18 protein-coding genes are annotated in these 16,784 nt (G+C 59.9%); 11 read left to right on the top strand and 7 right to left on the bottom strand.

Annotated elements, in window-relative coordinates:
- The first annotated feature begins 43 nt into the window (after positions 1-43).
- Positions 44-385 (top strand): hypothetical protein, encoded by a 342-nt coding sequence (locus B9Z37_RS03075; protein WP_240606600.1) that lies wholly within the window; start codon positions 44-46, stop codon positions 383-385.
- 37 nt (positions 386-422) lie between these two features.
- On the opposite strand, the gene B9Z37_RS03070 is transcribed toward B9Z37_RS03075, so the two are convergent.
- Positions 423-1,073 (bottom strand): response regulator, encoded by a 651-nt coding sequence (locus tag B9Z37_RS03070; RefSeq protein WP_108311542.1) that lies wholly within the window; start codon positions 1,071-1,073, stop codon positions 423-425.
- Positions 1,074-1,350: 277 nt separating this feature from the next.
- On the opposite strand from B9Z37_RS03070, the gene B9Z37_RS03065 reads away from it, so the two are divergent.
- The 3 genes from B9Z37_RS03065 to B9Z37_RS03055 are packed head-to-tail and all read left to right on the top strand — an operon-like array spanning position 1,351 to position 5,139.
- Positions 1,351-3,078 carry a long-chain fatty acid--CoA ligase gene (locus B9Z37_RS03065; protein WP_108311541.1) on the top strand — a complete coding sequence of 576 codons (1,728 nt, stop codon included), beginning with the start codon at positions 1,351-1,353 and terminating at the stop codon, positions 3,076-3,078.
- Positions 3,075-4,094, top strand: coding sequence for an LLM class flavin-dependent oxidoreductase (locus B9Z37_RS03060; RefSeq protein WP_205872530.1), 1,020 nt, complete (start codon positions 3,075-3,077; stop codon positions 4,092-4,094). The genes B9Z37_RS03065 and B9Z37_RS03060 overlap by 4 nt, the downstream gene beginning before the upstream one ends.
- A gap of 25 nt (positions 4,095-4,119) precedes the next feature.
- Entirely contained in the window at positions 4,120-5,139 is a 1,020-nt protein-coding gene (locus tag B9Z37_RS03055) for a methionine synthase (RefSeq protein WP_108311540.1), read from the top strand.
- A 26-nt stretch (positions 5,140-5,165) separates the two neighbouring features.
- Here B9Z37_RS03055 and B9Z37_RS03050 read toward each other — a convergent pair whose 3' ends face one another.
- Entirely contained in the window at positions 5,166-5,606 is a 441-nt protein-coding gene (locus B9Z37_RS03050; RefSeq protein ID WP_146179691.1) for a hemerythrin domain-containing protein, read from the bottom strand.
- A gap of 154 nt (positions 5,607-5,760) precedes the next feature.
- On the opposite strand from B9Z37_RS03050, the gene B9Z37_RS03045 reads away from it, so the two are divergent.
- Complete coding sequence (locus B9Z37_RS03045; RefSeq protein WP_108311538.1) at positions 5,761-6,504, top strand: 2OG-Fe dioxygenase family protein; 744 nt, start codon at positions 5,761-5,763, stop codon at positions 6,502-6,504.
- Positions 6,505-6,614: 110 nt separating this feature from the next.
- Here the strand turns inward: B9Z37_RS03045 and B9Z37_RS03040 are convergent, their stop codons facing one another.
- The gene (locus B9Z37_RS03040; RefSeq protein ID WP_108311537.1) at positions 6,615-7,100 is read right to left on the bottom strand and encodes a YajQ family cyclic di-GMP-binding protein; all 486 of its coding nucleotides are present in this window, start codon (positions 7,098-7,100) and stop codon (positions 6,615-6,617) included.
- A 40-nt stretch (positions 7,101-7,140) separates the two neighbouring features.
- Between B9Z37_RS03040 and murB the strand changes: the two genes are divergently transcribed.
- Positions 7,141-8,193, top strand: coding sequence for a UDP-N-acetylmuramate dehydrogenase (gene murB, locus B9Z37_RS03035; RefSeq protein WP_108311536.1), 1,053 nt, complete (start codon positions 7,141-7,143; stop codon positions 8,191-8,193).
- A gap of 307 nt (positions 8,194-8,500) precedes the next feature.
- Here murB and argG read toward each other — a convergent pair whose 3' ends face one another.
- The 4 genes from argG to B9Z37_RS03015 all read right to left on the bottom strand — a co-directional run bounded on the left by argG (position 8,501) and on the right by B9Z37_RS03015 (position 11,383).
- Positions 8,501-9,841, bottom strand: coding sequence for an argininosuccinate synthase (gene argG, locus B9Z37_RS03030; protein ID WP_108311535.1), 1,341 nt, complete (start codon positions 9,839-9,841; stop codon positions 8,501-8,503).
- Between the two features lie 13 nt (positions 9,842-9,854).
- Positions 9,855-10,172 (bottom strand): pyrimidine/purine nucleoside phosphorylase, encoded by a 318-nt coding sequence (gene ppnP, locus B9Z37_RS03025; RefSeq protein ID WP_108311534.1) that lies wholly within the window; start codon positions 10,170-10,172, stop codon positions 9,855-9,857.
- A gap of 132 nt (positions 10,173-10,304) precedes the next feature.
- Entirely contained in the window at positions 10,305-10,946 is a 642-nt protein-coding gene (locus B9Z37_RS03020) for a glycine zipper 2TM domain-containing protein (protein ID WP_108311533.1), read from the bottom strand.
- 92 nt (positions 10,947-11,038) lie between these two features.
- Entirely contained in the window at positions 11,039-11,383 is a 345-nt protein-coding gene (locus B9Z37_RS03015; RefSeq protein WP_108311532.1) for an ArsC family reductase, read from the bottom strand.
- A gap of 49 nt (positions 11,384-11,432) precedes the next feature.
- On the opposite strand from B9Z37_RS03015, the gene folC reads away from it, so the two are divergent.
- The 5 genes from folC to B9Z37_RS02990 are packed head-to-tail and all read left to right on the top strand — an operon-like array spanning position 11,433 to position 16,783.
- Positions 11,433-12,722: a bifunctional tetrahydrofolate synthase/dihydrofolate synthase gene (gene folC / locus B9Z37_RS03010; RefSeq protein ID WP_108311880.1), complete on the top strand. Its 1,290-nt coding sequence runs from the start codon at positions 11,433-11,435 to the stop codon at positions 12,720-12,722.
- A 9-nt stretch (positions 12,723-12,731) separates the two neighbouring features.
- On the top strand, positions 12,732-13,514 hold the full coding sequence (locus B9Z37_RS03005) for an SPOR domain-containing protein (RefSeq protein WP_108311531.1): 783 nt from the start codon (positions 12,732-12,734) through the stop codon (positions 13,512-13,514).
- A gap of 1 nt (position 13,515) precedes the next feature.
- Positions 13,516-14,010 (top strand): CvpA family protein, encoded by a 495-nt coding sequence (locus B9Z37_RS03000; protein WP_108311530.1) that lies wholly within the window; start codon positions 13,516-13,518, stop codon positions 14,008-14,010.
- A 38-nt stretch (positions 14,011-14,048) separates the two neighbouring features.
- A complete protein-coding gene (purF, locus tag B9Z37_RS02995) occupies positions 14,049-15,563 on the top strand; it encodes an amidophosphoribosyltransferase (RefSeq protein WP_108311529.1) in 1,515 nt (504 codons plus the stop codon).
- Positions 15,564-15,571: 8 nt separating this feature from the next.
- Positions 15,572-16,783: an O-succinylhomoserine sulfhydrylase gene (locus B9Z37_RS02990; RefSeq protein WP_108311528.1), complete on the top strand. Its 1,212-nt coding sequence runs from the start codon at positions 15,572-15,574 to the stop codon at positions 16,781-16,783.
- Position 16,784 lies beyond the last annotated feature (1 nt).

Here is a 16,784-nt window from a genome sequence, read left to right as displayed (position 1 = left end):
AATCTGGTGGTGGGCAAGGCCCGCAAGTTGCTAGATGCTAGCCATGAGCCGACCTGAACATTGGCGCTCGGACAGTGCGGGTGATTCTGTGGTGGTCCTCGATATTCCCGCATCGTTGTCCCGTCACCGTGACTTCGACATTGACGAGACTTTGATCGTCTGGGTCCCTGAGGACGGGATTCAAGCATGGCAAGAGTTGAATCTGGAAGTTGATGGGCGCAAGCAATGGTCACGCCCTATTTTCAGCAGCTGTCAAGGGCAAACCGATGGGCTGGATTACCACTGCCGCATACATCTTCAAGCGGAACGCGCCCTGCGGGTTCGCGCCTTGGCGTTCACCCGTGGCGCCTGGGTGTCATCTTTGTTCATTGAGGCCAAAGAATAGGCGTGATCACAGGCCGTCATGACGGCCCTCCGAGTGATCAAGCTGCCTGTGCCGATGTTTTCTGGTTATCGCTGGTGTGCAATTCGATGTATCGACCTGCCAGGAACGCGGTAAAGAACCCGTTGAACCAATCCATGTTGATGGGTTTGGACATGAAGATGGTTCCTTCTGGCAGACCGCCTCGACCATCTATTTCTTCGGGGGTCAGAGCGGACAGTACCAAGGTTGTCATGCGATTGAATTGAGGGTTCTGACGGAGTGTGCGCAGCAACTCAAAGCCGTCAACGCCCGGCATGTCCAGATCGGTGATCAGCACATCGGGCTTGATACTGGAGATGTCGATCAAGGCCTCCAGGCCTGATGACATGGCTGTGCAGTCCACAGGCATGCTGGATCGGTTGCAGTAACCGCGCAGCATCTCGCGTGTTACAGCATCGTCTTCCACCAGCAAAACACGAAGCCTGTTGTCACGAGGCTCTGTCTGTATGGTGAGCATGTTGTGCTTGCGTTGGTATTCGCGGATGGAGGGCATCGAAATGCGACGGTGGCCTCCTTGCGTTTTCCAAGCTTGCAGCTCGTTTTTTTCGACCAAGGTCTGGATGGTGCCGACCGACAACCCGAGCAGTTTGGCTGCATAGGTCGTGCCGCAGTAGTCTTCCGGTGTGTCAGGTGTGGTGTTTGTTTGCATGGTGATTTATTTTAGTAATAAAAGTATAAAAATCAATCTATAAATATTTTTAAAGATTGTTAAATAATTCGAGAAAGCATAAGTTCTTAAAAGAATATTTGTTCATCCATGGGCCTGCATATTGATGGGGCAGGCCAGCCCCATCTGACACAAAAAGCGATCCATTTGACCTTGCTGCAAGCGGCATGACTTGGTCCCGACGGTGACAAAGTCATGCCTGGCTTTAAGACAGTGGGCGATTAACATGCAGCACACACATCAATTGAGGAGACTGCTGATGCCCGCACATGCTGCTGTTTGGCCCGCGCGTTTGCCAGCCAAGATCACCCCGCCTGCGACCTCACTCTGGATGAACCTGGCGATCAGTGCCTTGCGTTATCCGGACAAAGCCGCACTGGTGTTCATGGGGCGTGCGTGGACGTTTCAAGACTTGCTGTCGAGTGCCGAACAAATGGCCAGGCAGTTGGCTGCAATCGGTGTGAAGCCGGGCGACCGTGTGGTGCTCGACATGCAAAATTGCCCCCAGTTGGTGATCACACATTTCGCGATCCTGCGGCTGGATGCCGTGGTAGTGCCGGTTAACCCGATGAACCGTGCTGAAGAGTTGAAGCACTACATCACCGACCCGGACACCCGGGTGGCTGTGACCACCGCAGATTTGGCACCCGATTTGGCCCAGGCCAGTGATGCGCTGCCGCCTGAGCAGCGTTTGCAGCATCTGGTGGTGACGCAATTCACCGATGTGTTTGATCCTGACGCCGTTGGCCCCGAGGATTTGCCTGAAGCCTGGCGCTCCTGGCTGCTGCCCGTGCGCGCACTGCCGGTCATGGTGTCGGGCCAAGCCCATGCCTGGCGTGAGTTGATGTCAGCACGGACAACAGCAGACTTGCCCGAAGTCAAGGCTGGCCCGGACGATCTGGCGGTGTTGCCCTACACCAGCGGCACCACGGGTCTGCCCAAAGGCTGCATGCACACCCACGGCACCCTCATGCACAACGCCATGGCCAGCGGCCTGTGGGGCAATGGAACGCCCGAAAACGTGACGCTGTGTGTGGTGCCCATGTTCCACATCACTGGCATGGTGAGTGTGATGCACACCAGCATCTTGCTGGGGGCGAGTCTGGTGATCATGCCGCGCTGGGACCGCGATGTGGCGGGGCATTTGATCTCCAAATGGCGCGTGACCCACTGGACCAACATCCCCACCATGGTGATCGACTTGTTGGGCAGCCCGCACATGGACAGCTACAACTTGAACAGCTTGGTCTACATTGGCGGCGGTGGTGCGGCCATGCCCGAGGCTGTTGCCCAGCGCTTGTTGGATCAGTTCGGCCTGCGCTATGTAGAGGGTTATGGTTTGACCGAAACTGCAGCACCGTCTCACACCAACCCGCCGGATGCTCCCAAAAAACAATGTCTGGGCATCCCGTTCATGAGTGTGTCCTCGCACATCGTCGACCCCGAGACCCTGGCCGAGCTGTCGCCCGGAGAGTCGGGCGAAATCGTGATCAGCGGACCGCAGGTGTTCAAGGGGTATTGGAAGCGGCCCGAGGCCACGGCTGCCGCATTCTTTGAGCGCGATGGCAAAAGCTTTTTCCGCTCGGGCGACATGGGGCGGGTCGATGAAGAGGGCTACTTTTTCATGACCGATCGGCTCAAGCGCATGATCAACGCCAGCGGCTTCAAGGTTTGGCCTGCTGAGGTCGAGGCTTTGATGTTCCGCCACCCGGCCATCCAGGAGGCTTGCATCATCGCCACCCGCGACGCCTACCGGGGCGAGTCGGTCAAGGCGGTGGTGGTTTTGCGGCAGGACCACAAGGGCAAAGTTACTGAGCAAGACATCATCGACTGGTGTCGTGAGAACATGGCGGTTTACAAAATGCCCCGTGCCGTGAGTTTTGTCGATGCCTTGCCCAAGAGCGGCAGCGGCAAGGTCATGTGGCGGGCATTGCAAGAGGCCGAAATGGCCGCCCTGGACACCGAAACCAAACCCCAACCCCAATGAGTCTGAAACTGTCCATCCTCGACCAGTCCGCTGCCGCCTCTGGGCGCGGGCAAGACGAGACGATCCGCCAGACGCTGGCATTGGCCCAACAGGCTGAGGCCTGGGGCTACCACCGCTTTTGGGTGAGCGAGCACCACAGTCACCCCAGCATCGTGGGCAGTGCGCCTGAGGTCTTGATGGCCGCCATTGCAGCCCGCACGCAACGCATCCGCATCGGCAGTGCGGGCGTGATGCTGCCGCACTATGCGGCGCTCAAAGTGGCTGAGCAGTTCCGCGTGCTTGATGCGTTGGCTCCGGGCCGCATCGATTTGGGTGTGGGCCGCGCACCCGGCAGCGATGGGCGCACCGCGCAACTGCTCAACCCGGACCGCAACGCCTCCGAGCGTTTTCCTCAGCAGGTCATGGAGTTGCAAGCCTGGGTGAGTGGGCAGAACCTGCCGCCGGGACACCCCGGGCACAACGTCTACGCTTACCCGCAGTCGGGCACTGCACCCACGGTGTGGATGTTGGGCAGCTCAGACTACGGGGCCCAGTTGGCCGCGCACCTGGGCTTGCCTTACGCGTTTGCCTACTTCATCACCGACGGGCAGGGCGCCGACGAAGCGCTGCAGATTTACCGCGAAACCTTTCGCCCCAGCGCTGGCTTGCCAAAACCATCTGCGGCGCTGTGCGTGTGGGCTCTTGCCGCAGACACCGACGAAGAGGCGCTGCGCCTGTTCGAAAGCCGCGCCCGCTGGAAGATGGACCGCAACCTGGGCCGCATTGGGCCACTCTTGCCGCCCGAAGAAGCTGCGCGTGACTACAGCCCGGCCGAGCAGTTCGCCCTGCAGCGTCTGCGCGAATCGGCCCTGATCGGCTCGGCCGCCACCGTAGCCGCCAAGCTGCGCCAGCTGGCCGCACGGCTGGAGGTCGATGAACTGGTGGTCATCACCTGGACGCATGACCCTGCGGCTCAAATGCGTTCTTACGAGTTGCTCGCCCAGGAATTCACATTGACGGCAAACTCTCCGCTTTGATTTTTAAACCCCAAGGATTTTTGACATGTTCACCACCGCGATCGCTGGCAGCTTGCCCAAACCCGCCTGGCTGGCCGAGACCGAGAAACTCTGGCCCCAGTGGACCACCCAAGGCCCCGAGCTGCAACAAGCCAAGGCCGACGCCACGCTGCTGTGGATCAAAGCGCAAGAGGACGCGGGTCTGGACGTGATCGGCGACGGCGAACAGGCGCGTCAGCACTTTGTGCATGGCTTTGTCGAGCAGGTCGAGGGCATCGACTTTGTGAACAAGGTCACCATGGGCATTCGCAACAACCGCTACGACGCGCAGGTGCCTCAAGTCATCGCGTCACTGCGCCTGAAAGGCCGTGTGCACGCTTTCGAGGCCCAGTTGGCACGCGCCCACACCAAGAAAAAACTCAAATTCACCTTGCCCGGCCCGATGACGATTGTCGACACCGTGGCCGACCGTTTTTATGGTGACAAGGTCAAGATGGCCATGGCCTTTGCCGAGTTGTTGAACCAAGAAGCGCTGGCGCTGCAAGCCGATGGCGTGGACATCATCCAGTTCGACGAACCGGCCTTCAACGTCTACATGGACGAAGCCGCCGATTGGGGCGTCAAAGCGCTGGAGGTGGCCGCACGCGGTCTGACCTGCACCACCGCCGTCCACATTTGCTACGGCTACGGCATCGAAGCCAACAACAAATGGAAAGAAACGCTGGGCGAGGAGTGGCGTCAGTACGAAAAAGTGTTTCCGGCCCTGGCCAAGAGCAGCATTCAGCAAGTCAGCCTGGAGTGCATGCACTCGCATGTGCCCATGGAGATGATGAAGCTGCTGGAAGGCAAAGACGTGATGGTGGGGGTGATCGATGTGGCCAATCCGGACATCGAGACGCCGGAGGAAATTGCCGACACCATTGGCCGTGCCTTGCAGTTCGTGCCTAAAAACCGGCTGATCGCCTGCACCAACTGCGGCTTGGCTCCCATGAGCCGTGCGGTGGCCGAGGCCAAGCTCAAGGCGCTGGCTGAAGGCGCCAAACTGGCCAGCCAGCGTTACGCTTGAAGTCTTGTTTGATCAGATGCCTGACGTTACGCCGCAAGAGCGATGTCGTCGGGCATGCTGAGTACACCGGTTGCAGGGTCGTAACCGGTTTTACGCAAGTGCAGGGCCAAAGCGGCGTCCATTGATTGTGAGTGGTTGGCGAACCACTGGCCCAGTTCGTCGGCCATTTTTCGGATCAAGGCCAAGTCGCCCGACTCCCCGGCCTTCAAGCCTTCTTGCATGACATCGAGTACCACCTTGTGCTGCGTGATGTGGATGTGGGCTGAAGGGAACAAACTGGTGCGCATCCAACGGTCTTCCCGCTCAAATACATGTGCGGTGTGCAGAACCAAGTCACGCCAGCGAGAGACCAAAGACGTGTCGGGCGCTTCATGCGCCAAGTCCAGCAAGGTCACGAAAGTTTTCAGGCCAGCGTCCATCGCGGGCATGTCCAGTGACAGCGCATCGCTCCATTGCAATCTGCTCATTTTCTCTCCTGTGCGATGGATGCAGATTAAGCTCATGCCCTGCGCAGGGCCTTGATCCACATCAGCTTGCGCTTTGAAAAATGGCCACCTCGGTCTAGCAGCACAGCTCGGCGTTATGCTTGCGCTCTTTGCTTGATTCCTACTGGACGTTTTCATGCCCCAACAAACGCTGCAGCCCCCTTTGACCGAGCCTGGTCAGCTCAATGCCACCTTGGTGGAACAAGGCTTCGCGGTGCTCGGTGCCGCCAGCGTTTGCGCTTTGGCAGGCGTCCCGATCGAGGCCTTGCAAGCGCTCGAATCCAGCTGGAACGATTTGCCGCCCGACCAGTACCTCAAGGACGGTGGGCGCTACCGCCGCCGCCGTCATGCCAGTTTCGAGGTGACGGGCAACCAAACAATGGCCACCCCACACCGCGCGCATTGGCAGCCCGTGTCCTACAACGCCTTGCATGGCGGCATGCAGCGCTGGTTTGACCCCATGGCCACTGAAGTGGTGCAGCAAGTGGCGTGGCAAAAAGTGTTGTGTTGGCTGGCCCGTGTGGCCTCTGCCGCGCAGGGCGATCAGACCTGGTTCACCGAAGCCCACCAGTTTCGCATCGACACCACCGACGGCATTGGCCGCCCTACACCCGAAGGCGCGCACCGCGATGGCGTGAACTGGGTGGCGGTGTTTTTGGTGAGGCGCCACGGCATCAAAGGTGGCGAAACCCGGGTGTTTGACATGGACAGCCCCCGGGGCCAGCGCTTTACTTTGACCGAGCCGTGGTCATTGCTGTTGCTGGACGACAGCCGCGTGATTCACGAAACCACCCCGATCCAGCCAGAGCAAGAAGGCGGTTGGCGCGACACCCTGGTGGTCACTTTGCGCTCGGGCGGCTTCCTGGACGAGCCTGCTTGAGTTGTGGGCTTTCGGGCTCGTCATGCCTGGCTTGACCGGGTATCCATGACGGTCAAAGCCGAAGATCTTCAATCAAGTCGGGTAGCCAGCGATGGCTTGGCCCAGTTGGATCAGTCCCGAAAGTTGTCGAACGACAGTGGCAGCTCGGTCATGTCCTTGCGCAGCAGGGCCATGGCGGCTTGCAGGTCGTCGCGCTTGGCGCCGGTCACGCGCACCGCATCGCCCTGAATGGACGCCTGGACTTTGATTTTGCTTTCCTTGATCAGCTTGGTGATCTTCTTGGCATCTTCGGTCTCGATGCCGTTTTTCACCTTGATCACCTGCTTGACCTTGTCGCCGCCGATTTTCTCGACTTTGCCAATGTCCAGAAAGCGCACGTCCACGTTGCGCTTGGTCAGTTTGTTGCGAAGGATGTCTTCGACCTGCGTGAGCTGAAACTCGGCATCGCCGAACATCGTGATCTCTTTGTCCTTGAGTTCGATGTTGGCAGACGTGCCTTTGAAGTCAAATCGGGTGCCGATTTCTTTGGCGGAAGTGTCAACGGCATTGCGCACTTCGACCATGTTGGGTTCGCAAACGGTATCAAACGAGGGCATGGCAGAAAAAATCCGAGGTTGAGAATGCGACAATTCTCCCATGAACCTGGAGAAAAATGTCCCCCTGCAGCCGTACAACACGTTCGGTATCGCCGCCAAGGCTCAAGTTTTGGTGCGGGTGCGCTCCGAAGCTGACCTGTTGGCCGTGCTGGCCGACCCCCAACTGGCCACCTTGCCCCGGCAGGTGCTGGGCGGCGGCAGCAACATTGTTTTGACGGGCGATGTCAAAGCGCTGGTCCTCAAGGTCGAGGTGCCCGGCTTGCGCCTGGCGAGCGAGACCAACAAGCATTGGGTGATCGAGGCCGGTGCCGGTGAGAACTGGCACGACCTGGTGGCCTGGACGCTCGACAACGGCTACCCGGGCTTGGAAAACATGGCTCTGATCCCCGGCACCGTGGGGGCATCGCCCGTGCAAAACATTGGGGCCTATGGGGTGGAGCTGCAAGACCGCTTTGACTCGCTCGATGCGATGGACATGCTGACGGGTGAGTTGTTCAGCCTGAACGCCGCGCAATGCGGCTTCAGCTACCGGGACTCGGTGTTCAAACACGCATCGGGTGGCCCAGAGGGCCTGGGCTTGGCGGGCCGTGCCGTCATTCTCTGCGTGCGCTTTGCGCTGCCCAAGCGCTGGAAGCCCGAGCTGGGCTACCTGGATTTGGAGCGCAAGATGGCCGAAACGGGCATCTACAGCCCCGATGCGCGGCAAATTTTTGATTGGGTGGTGGCGATTCGCCGCGCCAAATTGCCCGACCCGCAGGTCATCGGCAACGCGGGCAGCTTCTTCAAAAACCCCACCGTCACCCCCGAGCAGTGCGCCGACATCATCGCCCGTGACCCGAAAGTGGTGCACTACCCCATGCCCGACGGCAGCATCAAGCTGGCTGCGGGCTGGCTGATCGACGCCTGCGGCTGGAAAGGCAAGTCTGTGGGCCATGCTGGGGTCTATGAAAAGCAGGCGCTGGTGCTGGTGAACCGGGGCGGGCGCGAGAACCCCTGCACGGGTGGCGAGGTGATGACCTTGGCCAAGGCCATTCAGACCAGTGTGTACGAGCGGTTTGGGATTCGGCTGGAGCCGGAGCCGGTCGTCATTTAAGCCTTGGTGGCGTTTGTCGCGCCGGGTTTGGACCTGAGCGGTCGACCTCATAACTCGCTTCGCTCGCCAAATCGGCCGATCCGCTCAGGCCCCAACCCGGCGCTGCGTTGCCAAAGACCTCAAGAACTGTTTGTGTTTCAACGGACGCAGCCTTGGCACGGGTGCCTGCCGGACTCGCCGATTTGGCGAGCGAAGCGAGTATGAGGTGAGCCGGCAGGCAACCGTGCCAAGGCGTAAAACACCAACACAGCAAGACAAGACAACAAAAAACGGCCCAAAGGCCGTTTTTCATTGAAGCATCAAAGCATCACTTCTTACCGCTGCCATCCAACTTGTAGATGTGCGGGCCTTCGCCCACCGACAGCAGGCCAGCGTGCGCGTAAATGCCCAGCTTGGCGCGGGTGTCCACGATGTCGAGGTTGCGCATGGTGAGTTGGCCAATGCGGTCGAGTGGGCTGAACGGCGCGTCTTCCACTTTTTCCATCGACAGACGCTCGGGAGCGTAAGTCAGGTTGGGTGAGTCGGTGTTCAGGATGCTGTAGTCGTTGCCGCGGCGCAGCTCCAACGTCACGGTGCCGGTCACGGCGCGGGCCACCCAGCGCTGGGCGGTTTCGCGCAGCATGATGGACTGGGGGTCAAACCAGCGGCCTTGGTACAACAAGCGGCCCAAGCGCAGGCCGTTGATGCGGTACTGCTCGATGGTGTCTTCGTTGTGGATGCCGGTGACCAGGCGCTCGTAGGCGATGTGCAACAGCGCCATGCCGGGGGCTTCGTAGATGCCACGGCTCTTGGCTTCGATGATGCGGTTCTCGATCTGGTCGCTCATGCCCAGGCCGTGGCGGCCACCGATTTCGTTGGCTTTGAGGAACAGCTCGACCGGGTCGGCGTATTCCACACCGTTCAGGGCCACGGGCATGCCTTCTTCAAAGCGCACGCTCACTTCTTCGGCCTTGACTTCCACTTCGGGCTTCCAGAACGCCACGCCCATGATGGGGTTGACGATCTTCATGCCGCTTTGCAGGCTTTCCAAGTCTTTGGCTTCGTGGGTCGCGCCCAGCATGTTGCTGTCGGTGGAGTAGGCCTTTTCGGCGCTCATCTTGTAGCCAAAGCCGTTGGCGGTCATGAAGGCGCTCATTTCGGCGCGGCCACCCAGCTCGTCGATGAACAGCTGGTCCAGCCAGGGCTTGTAGATCTTCAGGCTCGGGTTGGTCAGCAGACCGTAGCGGTAAAAGCGCTCGATGTCGTTGCCCTTGAAGGTGCTGCCGTCGCCCCAGATGTTGACGTCGTCTTCCTTCATGGCGGCCACCAGCATGGTGCCAGTCACGGCGCGTCCCAGCGGGGTGGTGTTGAAGTAGGTGATGCCACCGGTGGAGATGTGGAAAGCGCCGCACTGGATGGCGGCAATGCCTTCGTGGGCCAGCTGGGTGCGGCAGTCGACCAGGCGGGCTTTTTCGGCGCCGTATTCCATCGCCTTGCGGGGAATCTCGTTGTAGTCCGACTCGTCAGGCTGACCCAGGTTGGCGGTGTAGGCGTAGGGCAGGGCGCCCTTTTGCTTCATCCACAACAGGGCGGCAGAGGTGTCCAGGCCGCCCGAGAAGGCGATACCGACTTTTTGCCCTTTGGGCAGGTTTTGCAGGATGGTGCTCATGTTCTGAATCCGATCAACCAAAGTGGCAGATGTAGTGGTAAGGCTCGGTCACGCGGATCTCGAACTTGGAGTTGCCGGGGATGCTGAACTCTTCGCCTGCGCTGGACTTGACCCATTCGCTGCTGCCGTCGAGCTTGTATTCGCAGGAGCCGCCCACGCATTCCATGATTTCAGGCGCGCCGGTGTTGAAGGTCAGGGTGGCAGGCAGGATCACGCCCACCGACAGCTTGGTGCCGTCGGCCAGCGTCAGGCCGTGGCTGACGCATTTGCCGTCAAAGTAAACATTGGCTTGGGTGTTGACGGAGACGCCGTCGATTTTTTCGGTGGTCATGGGTGGTGTTTCCTGGGACGGGCAGGGCCCGCGGCTATGGAAAAGGGCGTCTTGAGACGCCCTTTGTGTCAAATCAAGCCCGCATTTTAGGCCAGACGGCCCGTCGGCCCTGAGATCGGCGACGCGGTGCTTTCAGCGCCAGTGGCCGTGTCGATGACCGCCGTCCCAGCCCCAGCCCAGATTGACGCTGGTGTAGACCGGTGGGTAGCTGCGGTAAACCGGTGCGGGCACATAGACCACGCGGGATTCGGTGACGACGGTGGCGGGGGCCATGGCACTCACGATGGCGCCTGTGGGCACTTCTGAGCGCGGTGCACTCATGGGCGTCACTTGCAGCGGGATGGTGGGGCCTGGGTCTTGGGGCAATTGCACGTTGTATTGCTTGCCTGCGTATTCATAGACCACGTTGTAGCCAATCAGGCGGTTTTCGTAGACCGTTTGCGTGGTGCAGGTGGTTTGGGGTGGGGGCGGGTTGTTTTGGCTCTCGATCTTGTTGCCCAAAACGGCACCACCGATCACCCCGGCCATGGCGGTCAGGCCTTTGCTGTCTCGGCCACCCAATTGGCTGCCGATCAAGCCTCCGGTGATCGCGCCAACGATGGCACCGCCGCCCGATGTTTGTGTTGGAGGCTGGGGGGCGTTTTGTGTGCAGGTCTGGCGAGGCACGGCCACTTGCTGATAAACGGCGGTGCGCGAAATCACTTGCCCCACTTCTTGGGCTTGCGCACCCGCTGCTGCAATGCACAAGAGGCTGGTCATGGTCAGTTTTTTCATGGGTTCATTCCTTACGTTCACCTTGTTCATGAGTTTATGCCGGGTGGGCGGTCTGAACGGTGGTGCTTGGGTAAAGTTTTGTGACGCACCGCTCAAGCGGGCCATTGGTCTGGCGCGAAACCCACGGTGATTTGGCCCGAGGGCCAGACAATCACAGGCCGTTTGATGGTGCTGGCATGTTCGAGCATGACTTTTTTGGCGCTGGCGCTGTCGGTCACGCTGGCTTGCAAGGCGGCGTCGAGCTTGCGCCAGGTGGTGCCTTTGCGGTTGAGCAGGGTTTCCCAGCCCACCGCAGCCAGCCAGGCGTCCAGTTCGGCAGATGGCACACCTTGCTTTTTGAAGTCATGAAAAGTGGCTGCCAGTTCGTGGTCAGCCAGCCAGGTGCGGGCTTTTTTGACGGTGTCGCAATTGGGAATGCCGTAAACAATGGGGTGCATGGGGTTTGCTGAAGGTGAATGGGGCAAGACTGGGCGACAATCGCCGCCTATGAAGACTCTACAGGAATGGCTCGACTGGTGCGAGCAGCTACACCCCGTGGCCATTGACATGGGCTTGGACCGCGTGAAAACCGTGGCCGACCGCATGGCTTTGCGCTTTGACTGCCCGGTGATCACTGTGGCGGGCACCAATGGCAAGGGCTCGACTTGCGCCATGCTGGAGGCTGTGTTGCTGCAGGCCGGTTACCGCACAGGCGTCTACACCTCGCCGCACCTGGTTCATTTTGAAGAGCGCTGCCGCTTGCACGGCGAATCGGCCTCTGCTGAAGCATTTGCCGAGGCTTTTGCTGCTGTGGAAGCGGTGCGGGGCGATGTGAGCCTCACCTATTTCGAGTTCAGCACCCTGGCTATCTTGCATTTGATGGCCAGTTCCAACCTGGATGTGGCCATTTTGGAGGTGGGTTTGGGTGGACGACTGGACGCCGTCAACATCATCGACGCCGATTGCGCGGTGATCACCAGCATCGACATCGATCACACGGCCATTTTGGGCAAAGACCGCGAAAGCATTGGTTTTGAGAAGGCGGGCATCATGCGCAGCGGGCGTCCGGTGATTGTGAGCGACCCCGTGCCGCCGCAAAGCGTGATCGACCATGCGGCCGCCATCGGGGCTGAGCTGTGGCAATTTGGCAAGGATTTCAATTTTTCGGGCGACAAATTGCAATGGGCTTGGGCAGGGCGCGGTCGCCGTTACAGCGGCATGGCTTATCCGGCTTTGCGCGGGGCAAACCAGTTGATCAATGCATCGGGCGTGCTGGCGGCGCTGGATGCCTTGCGTCAGCGCATCCCGGTGACCGCGCAGGCCGTTCGCAACGGCTTGGCCATGGTGGAGCTGCCGGGGCGTTTCCAGATCGTGCCGGGCCAGCCTGTGCTGGTGCTGGATGTGGCACACAACCCGCACTCGGTGGCGGCTCTGGCGGTTAATTTGGATGCGATGGGCTTTTACCCGACCACCCACGCGGTGCTGGGTGCCATGGCCGACAAAGACCTTTTGCCCATGCTGCAGCGCGTCAATCCGATGGTGGACAAGTGGTATTTCACCGATTTGCCCTTGCCCCGGGCGGCCAAAGCGGCCGATTTGCAGCAGGCCTGGCAAGCCCAAAACACCCGCACCGATACCCAATCCAGTGTTCACGTTGACCCCATGCTGGCGCTGCAGGCGGCCATCGATGCGGCTGACCCGGCTGATAGAATCGTCGTCTTTGGCTCCTTCTATACCGTGGGCGGTGTTTTGAAAGACGGCATCCCGCGTCTGCAAGCCAAACACCTCAGCCCGTGAGCACCCGCCATGGCCTTTTTCAAGTTCCGATTTCCTGGTCAAACCGCTTCTGCCGAGGCGGTGAGTTCTGGTCCCAACGAAAACATCGAAGTTGTTCGCCGCCGTGCGCGCCATCGTTTGATGGGCTCCGTTGTGCTGGTGTTGATTGCGGTGGTGGGTTTTCCGCTGCTGTTTGACACCCAGCCCCGCCCTGTTGCGGTCGATACGCCCATCGTGATCCCTGACCGGCAAAGCACGTCGCCTTTGACCAGCGGTACGCCTGTGCCTGCAGCCCAAGCGCCTGCCAAGCCCTTGCTCCCCGCATCCGAGGCCGTGCCACCCCAAGCCAGCCTGGACGCACGTGAAGAGGTGGTTTTGCCTGCAGCACCCGCAGTGGCTGCGCCAGTGCCAGACACTCCCAAAGCGGTGCTACCTGCTGACAAGGTGAAAGAAAAAGAAACTGTGGCCAAAAAAGAGCCTGCCGCCCCCGCCAAGGCTGAAAAGCCTGCCGCGGCGGCCAAACCCAAAGACGACGGTGGCAAAGCCCAAGCGCTCCTGGACGGCAAGTCTGCCAAGGCCACTGCCGGCCGCGCGGTCATCCAGGTGGGGGCGTTCAGCGATGCGGCCAAAGTGCGCGATGTTCGTCAGAAGCTGGAGCAAGCTGGTCTGAAAACCTACACCCAGGTGGTGGAAAAAGATGGCAAGAGCACCACCCGAATCCGTGTGGGCCCCTATGAAACACGGGAAGAGGCTGACAAAGTGGCCGCGCGCATCCGCAAGCTCGACTTGCCGGCATCGATCTTGAAGCTCTGACATGGCGATTGCCCTCACCGATTGGATTTTGTTGGGGGTTTTGCTCGCCTCCATGGTGGTGGGACTTTGGCGTGGGCTGGTTTATGAGGTGTTGTCATTGGCAGGCTGGGTCGCGGCTTTTGTCGTCGCACAGTGGCTGGCCCCTGATGTGGTCGGGTGGCTGCCTTTCATCAAGGGTGCGCCAGCTTCGGTGCAATACGCGGTGGCTTTTGCCGTGGTCTTTGTGGTCACCGTATTTGTGGCGGGCCTGGTGTCCTGGCTGATTAAGAAACTGGTGGAAACCGTAGGCTTGCGCCCGGTAGACCGCACTTTGGGCGGTGTCTTTGGTTTGGCGCGTGGGGTGGTTTTGCTGCTCGCTTTGACGGTGGTCTTCCAGTTGACAGGGCTTTCGCGAGATACGTGGTGGTCCACGGCCCAAGGCCCGGTCTGGCTCGAGGTCGTCCTGACGGGCTTGAAACCGCTTTTGCCTCAGACCTTTGTGGAATATTTGCCCTGAATTGCTCAGAGTTATTCGATTTTTGAACGGGAAAAAGTATGTGTGGAATTGTCGGCGTTGTCAGCAGCGCACCGGTCAATCAGTTGATTTATGACGCCTTGTTGCTGTTGCAACACCGCGGCCAGGACGCTGCGGGCATCGTCACGCAGCTGGACCGCAAATTTTTCATGCACAAGGCCAAGGGCATGGTGCGCGACGTGTTTCGCACCCGTAATATGCGCAGTTTGCCCGGCAACTGCGGCCTGGGCCAGGTGCGTTACCCCACTGCGGGTAACGCTTTCAGCGAAGAAGAAGCCCAGCCTTTCTATGTGAACGCGCCTTTCGGCCTGGTGCTGGTGCACAACGGCAACCTGACCAATGCCCACGCCTTGAAGGCCGAGTTGTTTTCCAACGACCACCGCCACATCAACACCGAGAGCGACTCCGAAGTCTTGCTCAACGTGCTGGCCCACGAACTCGAAAAAACCACACGCGGCTTGCCCCTCAAGCCCATGGATGTGTTTGAGGCCGTGCGCGGCGTGAACCGCCGCGTCAAAGGCTCTTATGCTGTGATTGCCTTGATTGCTGGCCATGGTTTGGTGGCTTTCCGTGATCCGCATGGTATTCGCCCCTTGTGCATGGGGCGCGGTGAAGATGGCTCCATCATGCTGGCCAGCGAGTCCGTGGCGTTGGACGGCACAGCCCATCAGTTTGAGCGCGATGTGGCACCGGGCGAGGCGATTTTTGTCGATCTGGAAGGCCAGATGCACACCCAGTATTGCTCTGAAAAGTCGCAGCTGAGCCCTTGTATCTTTGAATACGTGTACCTGGCCCGCCCAGACTCCACCATGGACGGTATCTCGGTTTATCAGGCCCGCTTGAACTTGGGCGAGACCTTGGCCAAGCGCGTCATCTCCACGGTGCCGCCCAGCGACATCGATGTGGTCATTCCAATTCCCGAGTCCAGCCGCCCCAGCGCCACCCAGTTGGCCCATTTGCTGGGCATCCCTTACCGCGAAGGTTTTGTGAAAAACCGTTACGTGGGTCGGACCTTCATCATGCCCGGCCAGGCTGTGCGCAAAAAGTCGGTGCGCCAAAAGCTCAACACCATCGTGAGCGAATTCAAGGGGCGCAATGTGTTGCTGGTGGATGACTCCATCGTGCGCGGCACCACCAGCCGTGAGATCGTTCAGATGGCACGTGATGCGGGTGCCCGCAAGGTTTACATGGCCAGCGCGGCGCCGCCCGTGCGCTACCCTAACGTTTATGGCATCGACATGCCGACCAAAGAAGAGCTGGTGGCGCACGGCCGCAGCATCGAAGAAATCCGCCAAATCATTGGCTGCGATGCCCTGATTTACCAAGACGTGGACGCCATGAAAACTGCGGTGGCCCAGGCGCGTGTCAACGCGGCTGGCGCGCTGTCTGACTTCGATGCCTCTTGTTTTGACGGTATTTATGTCACGGGTGATATTTCGGCCAACGACATCAGCCGTTTGAATGAAACCCGCCTCCAAGTGGAGGAGGGTGATGATGACAATTCGCGTTTGGCACTGCCCAACGCCAGCGTGTGAGCCCCGCCATGACCGAAGCCAACCGATTTGACGATCTGCACATCGAAACCTTGGCGGTGCGCGCCGCAGTTGAGCGCAGCCAGTACGGCGAAAATTCTGAAGCGCTGTACCTGACCAGCGGCTATGTGCAGCCCACAGCCGAAGCGGCCGCCCGCCGCTTTGCAGGTGACGAAGAAGGGTACACCTACGGCCGCTACGGCAACCCCACCGTCAGCAGCATGGAAATGCGACTGGCCGCGCTGGAAGGTACAGAAGCCGCCATGGGTACGGCCTCTGGCATGTCGGCCATCTTGATGATGTGCATGGGCTTGCTCAAAGCGGGCGACCACGTGGTGTGTTCGCGTTCCATGTTCGGCTCGACCATCAAACTCATTGGCTCTGACCTGGCTAAGTTCGGCGTGGAATCGAGCTTTGTGTCGCAGACCGACTTGAAAGAATGGCAAGCGGCCATGCGGCCCAACACACGTTTGTTGTTTGCCGAAACGCCCACCAACCCGTTGACCGAAGTCTGCGACATCCAGGCGCTGGCCGACATGGCCCACAACGCGGGCGCTTTGTTTGCCGTGGACAACTGCTTTGCCACGCCCGCCTTGCAGCGCCCCGCCGCCATGGGGGCCGACATCATCATGCATTCAGGCACCAAGTACCTCGATGGCCAGGGCCGTGTCATGGCCGGGGCCTTGTGTGCCTCGCAGCAAATGATCACCGAGAAGTTTTTGCCTGTGCTCAAGAGCGGTGGCATGACGCTGGCGCCCTTCAACGCCTGGGTGGTCCTCAAGGGCCTGGAAACACTGGACTTGCGCATGCGTGCGCAGACCGCCCGTGCACACATTCTGGCCGAGTGGCTGGAAAAACACCCCTCGGTTGCGCGCGTTTACTACCCCGGCTTGGCCAGCCACCCCCAGCACGATCTGGCCATGCGCCAAATGTCAGGTTTGGGCGGCGCGGTTTTGTCCTTTGAAGTGAAAGCCGATGGCCCCGAGCAATCACGCGCACGCGCATTCCATGTGCTCGATTCGATGCAAATGCTGTCTCTGTCCACCAATCTGGGCGACACCAAAACTTTGGTGGCCCATCCCGCCAGCACCTCCCATGGCCGCTTGACCGAGGCTCAGCGCCTGGCTGCTGGCATTGGCCAAGGCCTGATCCGTGTGGCGGTCGGCCTCGAATACCCGCAAGACATCCAAAAAGACCTCTCCCGTGGTCTGGACACCCTTTGAT

Origin of the sequence: Limnohabitans parvus II-B4, from assembly GCF_003063455.1 — a bacterium.
Taxonomy (GTDB): Bacteria; Pseudomonadota; Gammaproteobacteria; order Burkholderiales; family Burkholderiaceae_C; genus Limnohabitans_A; species Limnohabitans_A parvus.
The sequence above is the reverse complement of the archived record's forward strand: the minus strand, read 5'-3'. Positions and strand labels throughout refer to the sequence as shown.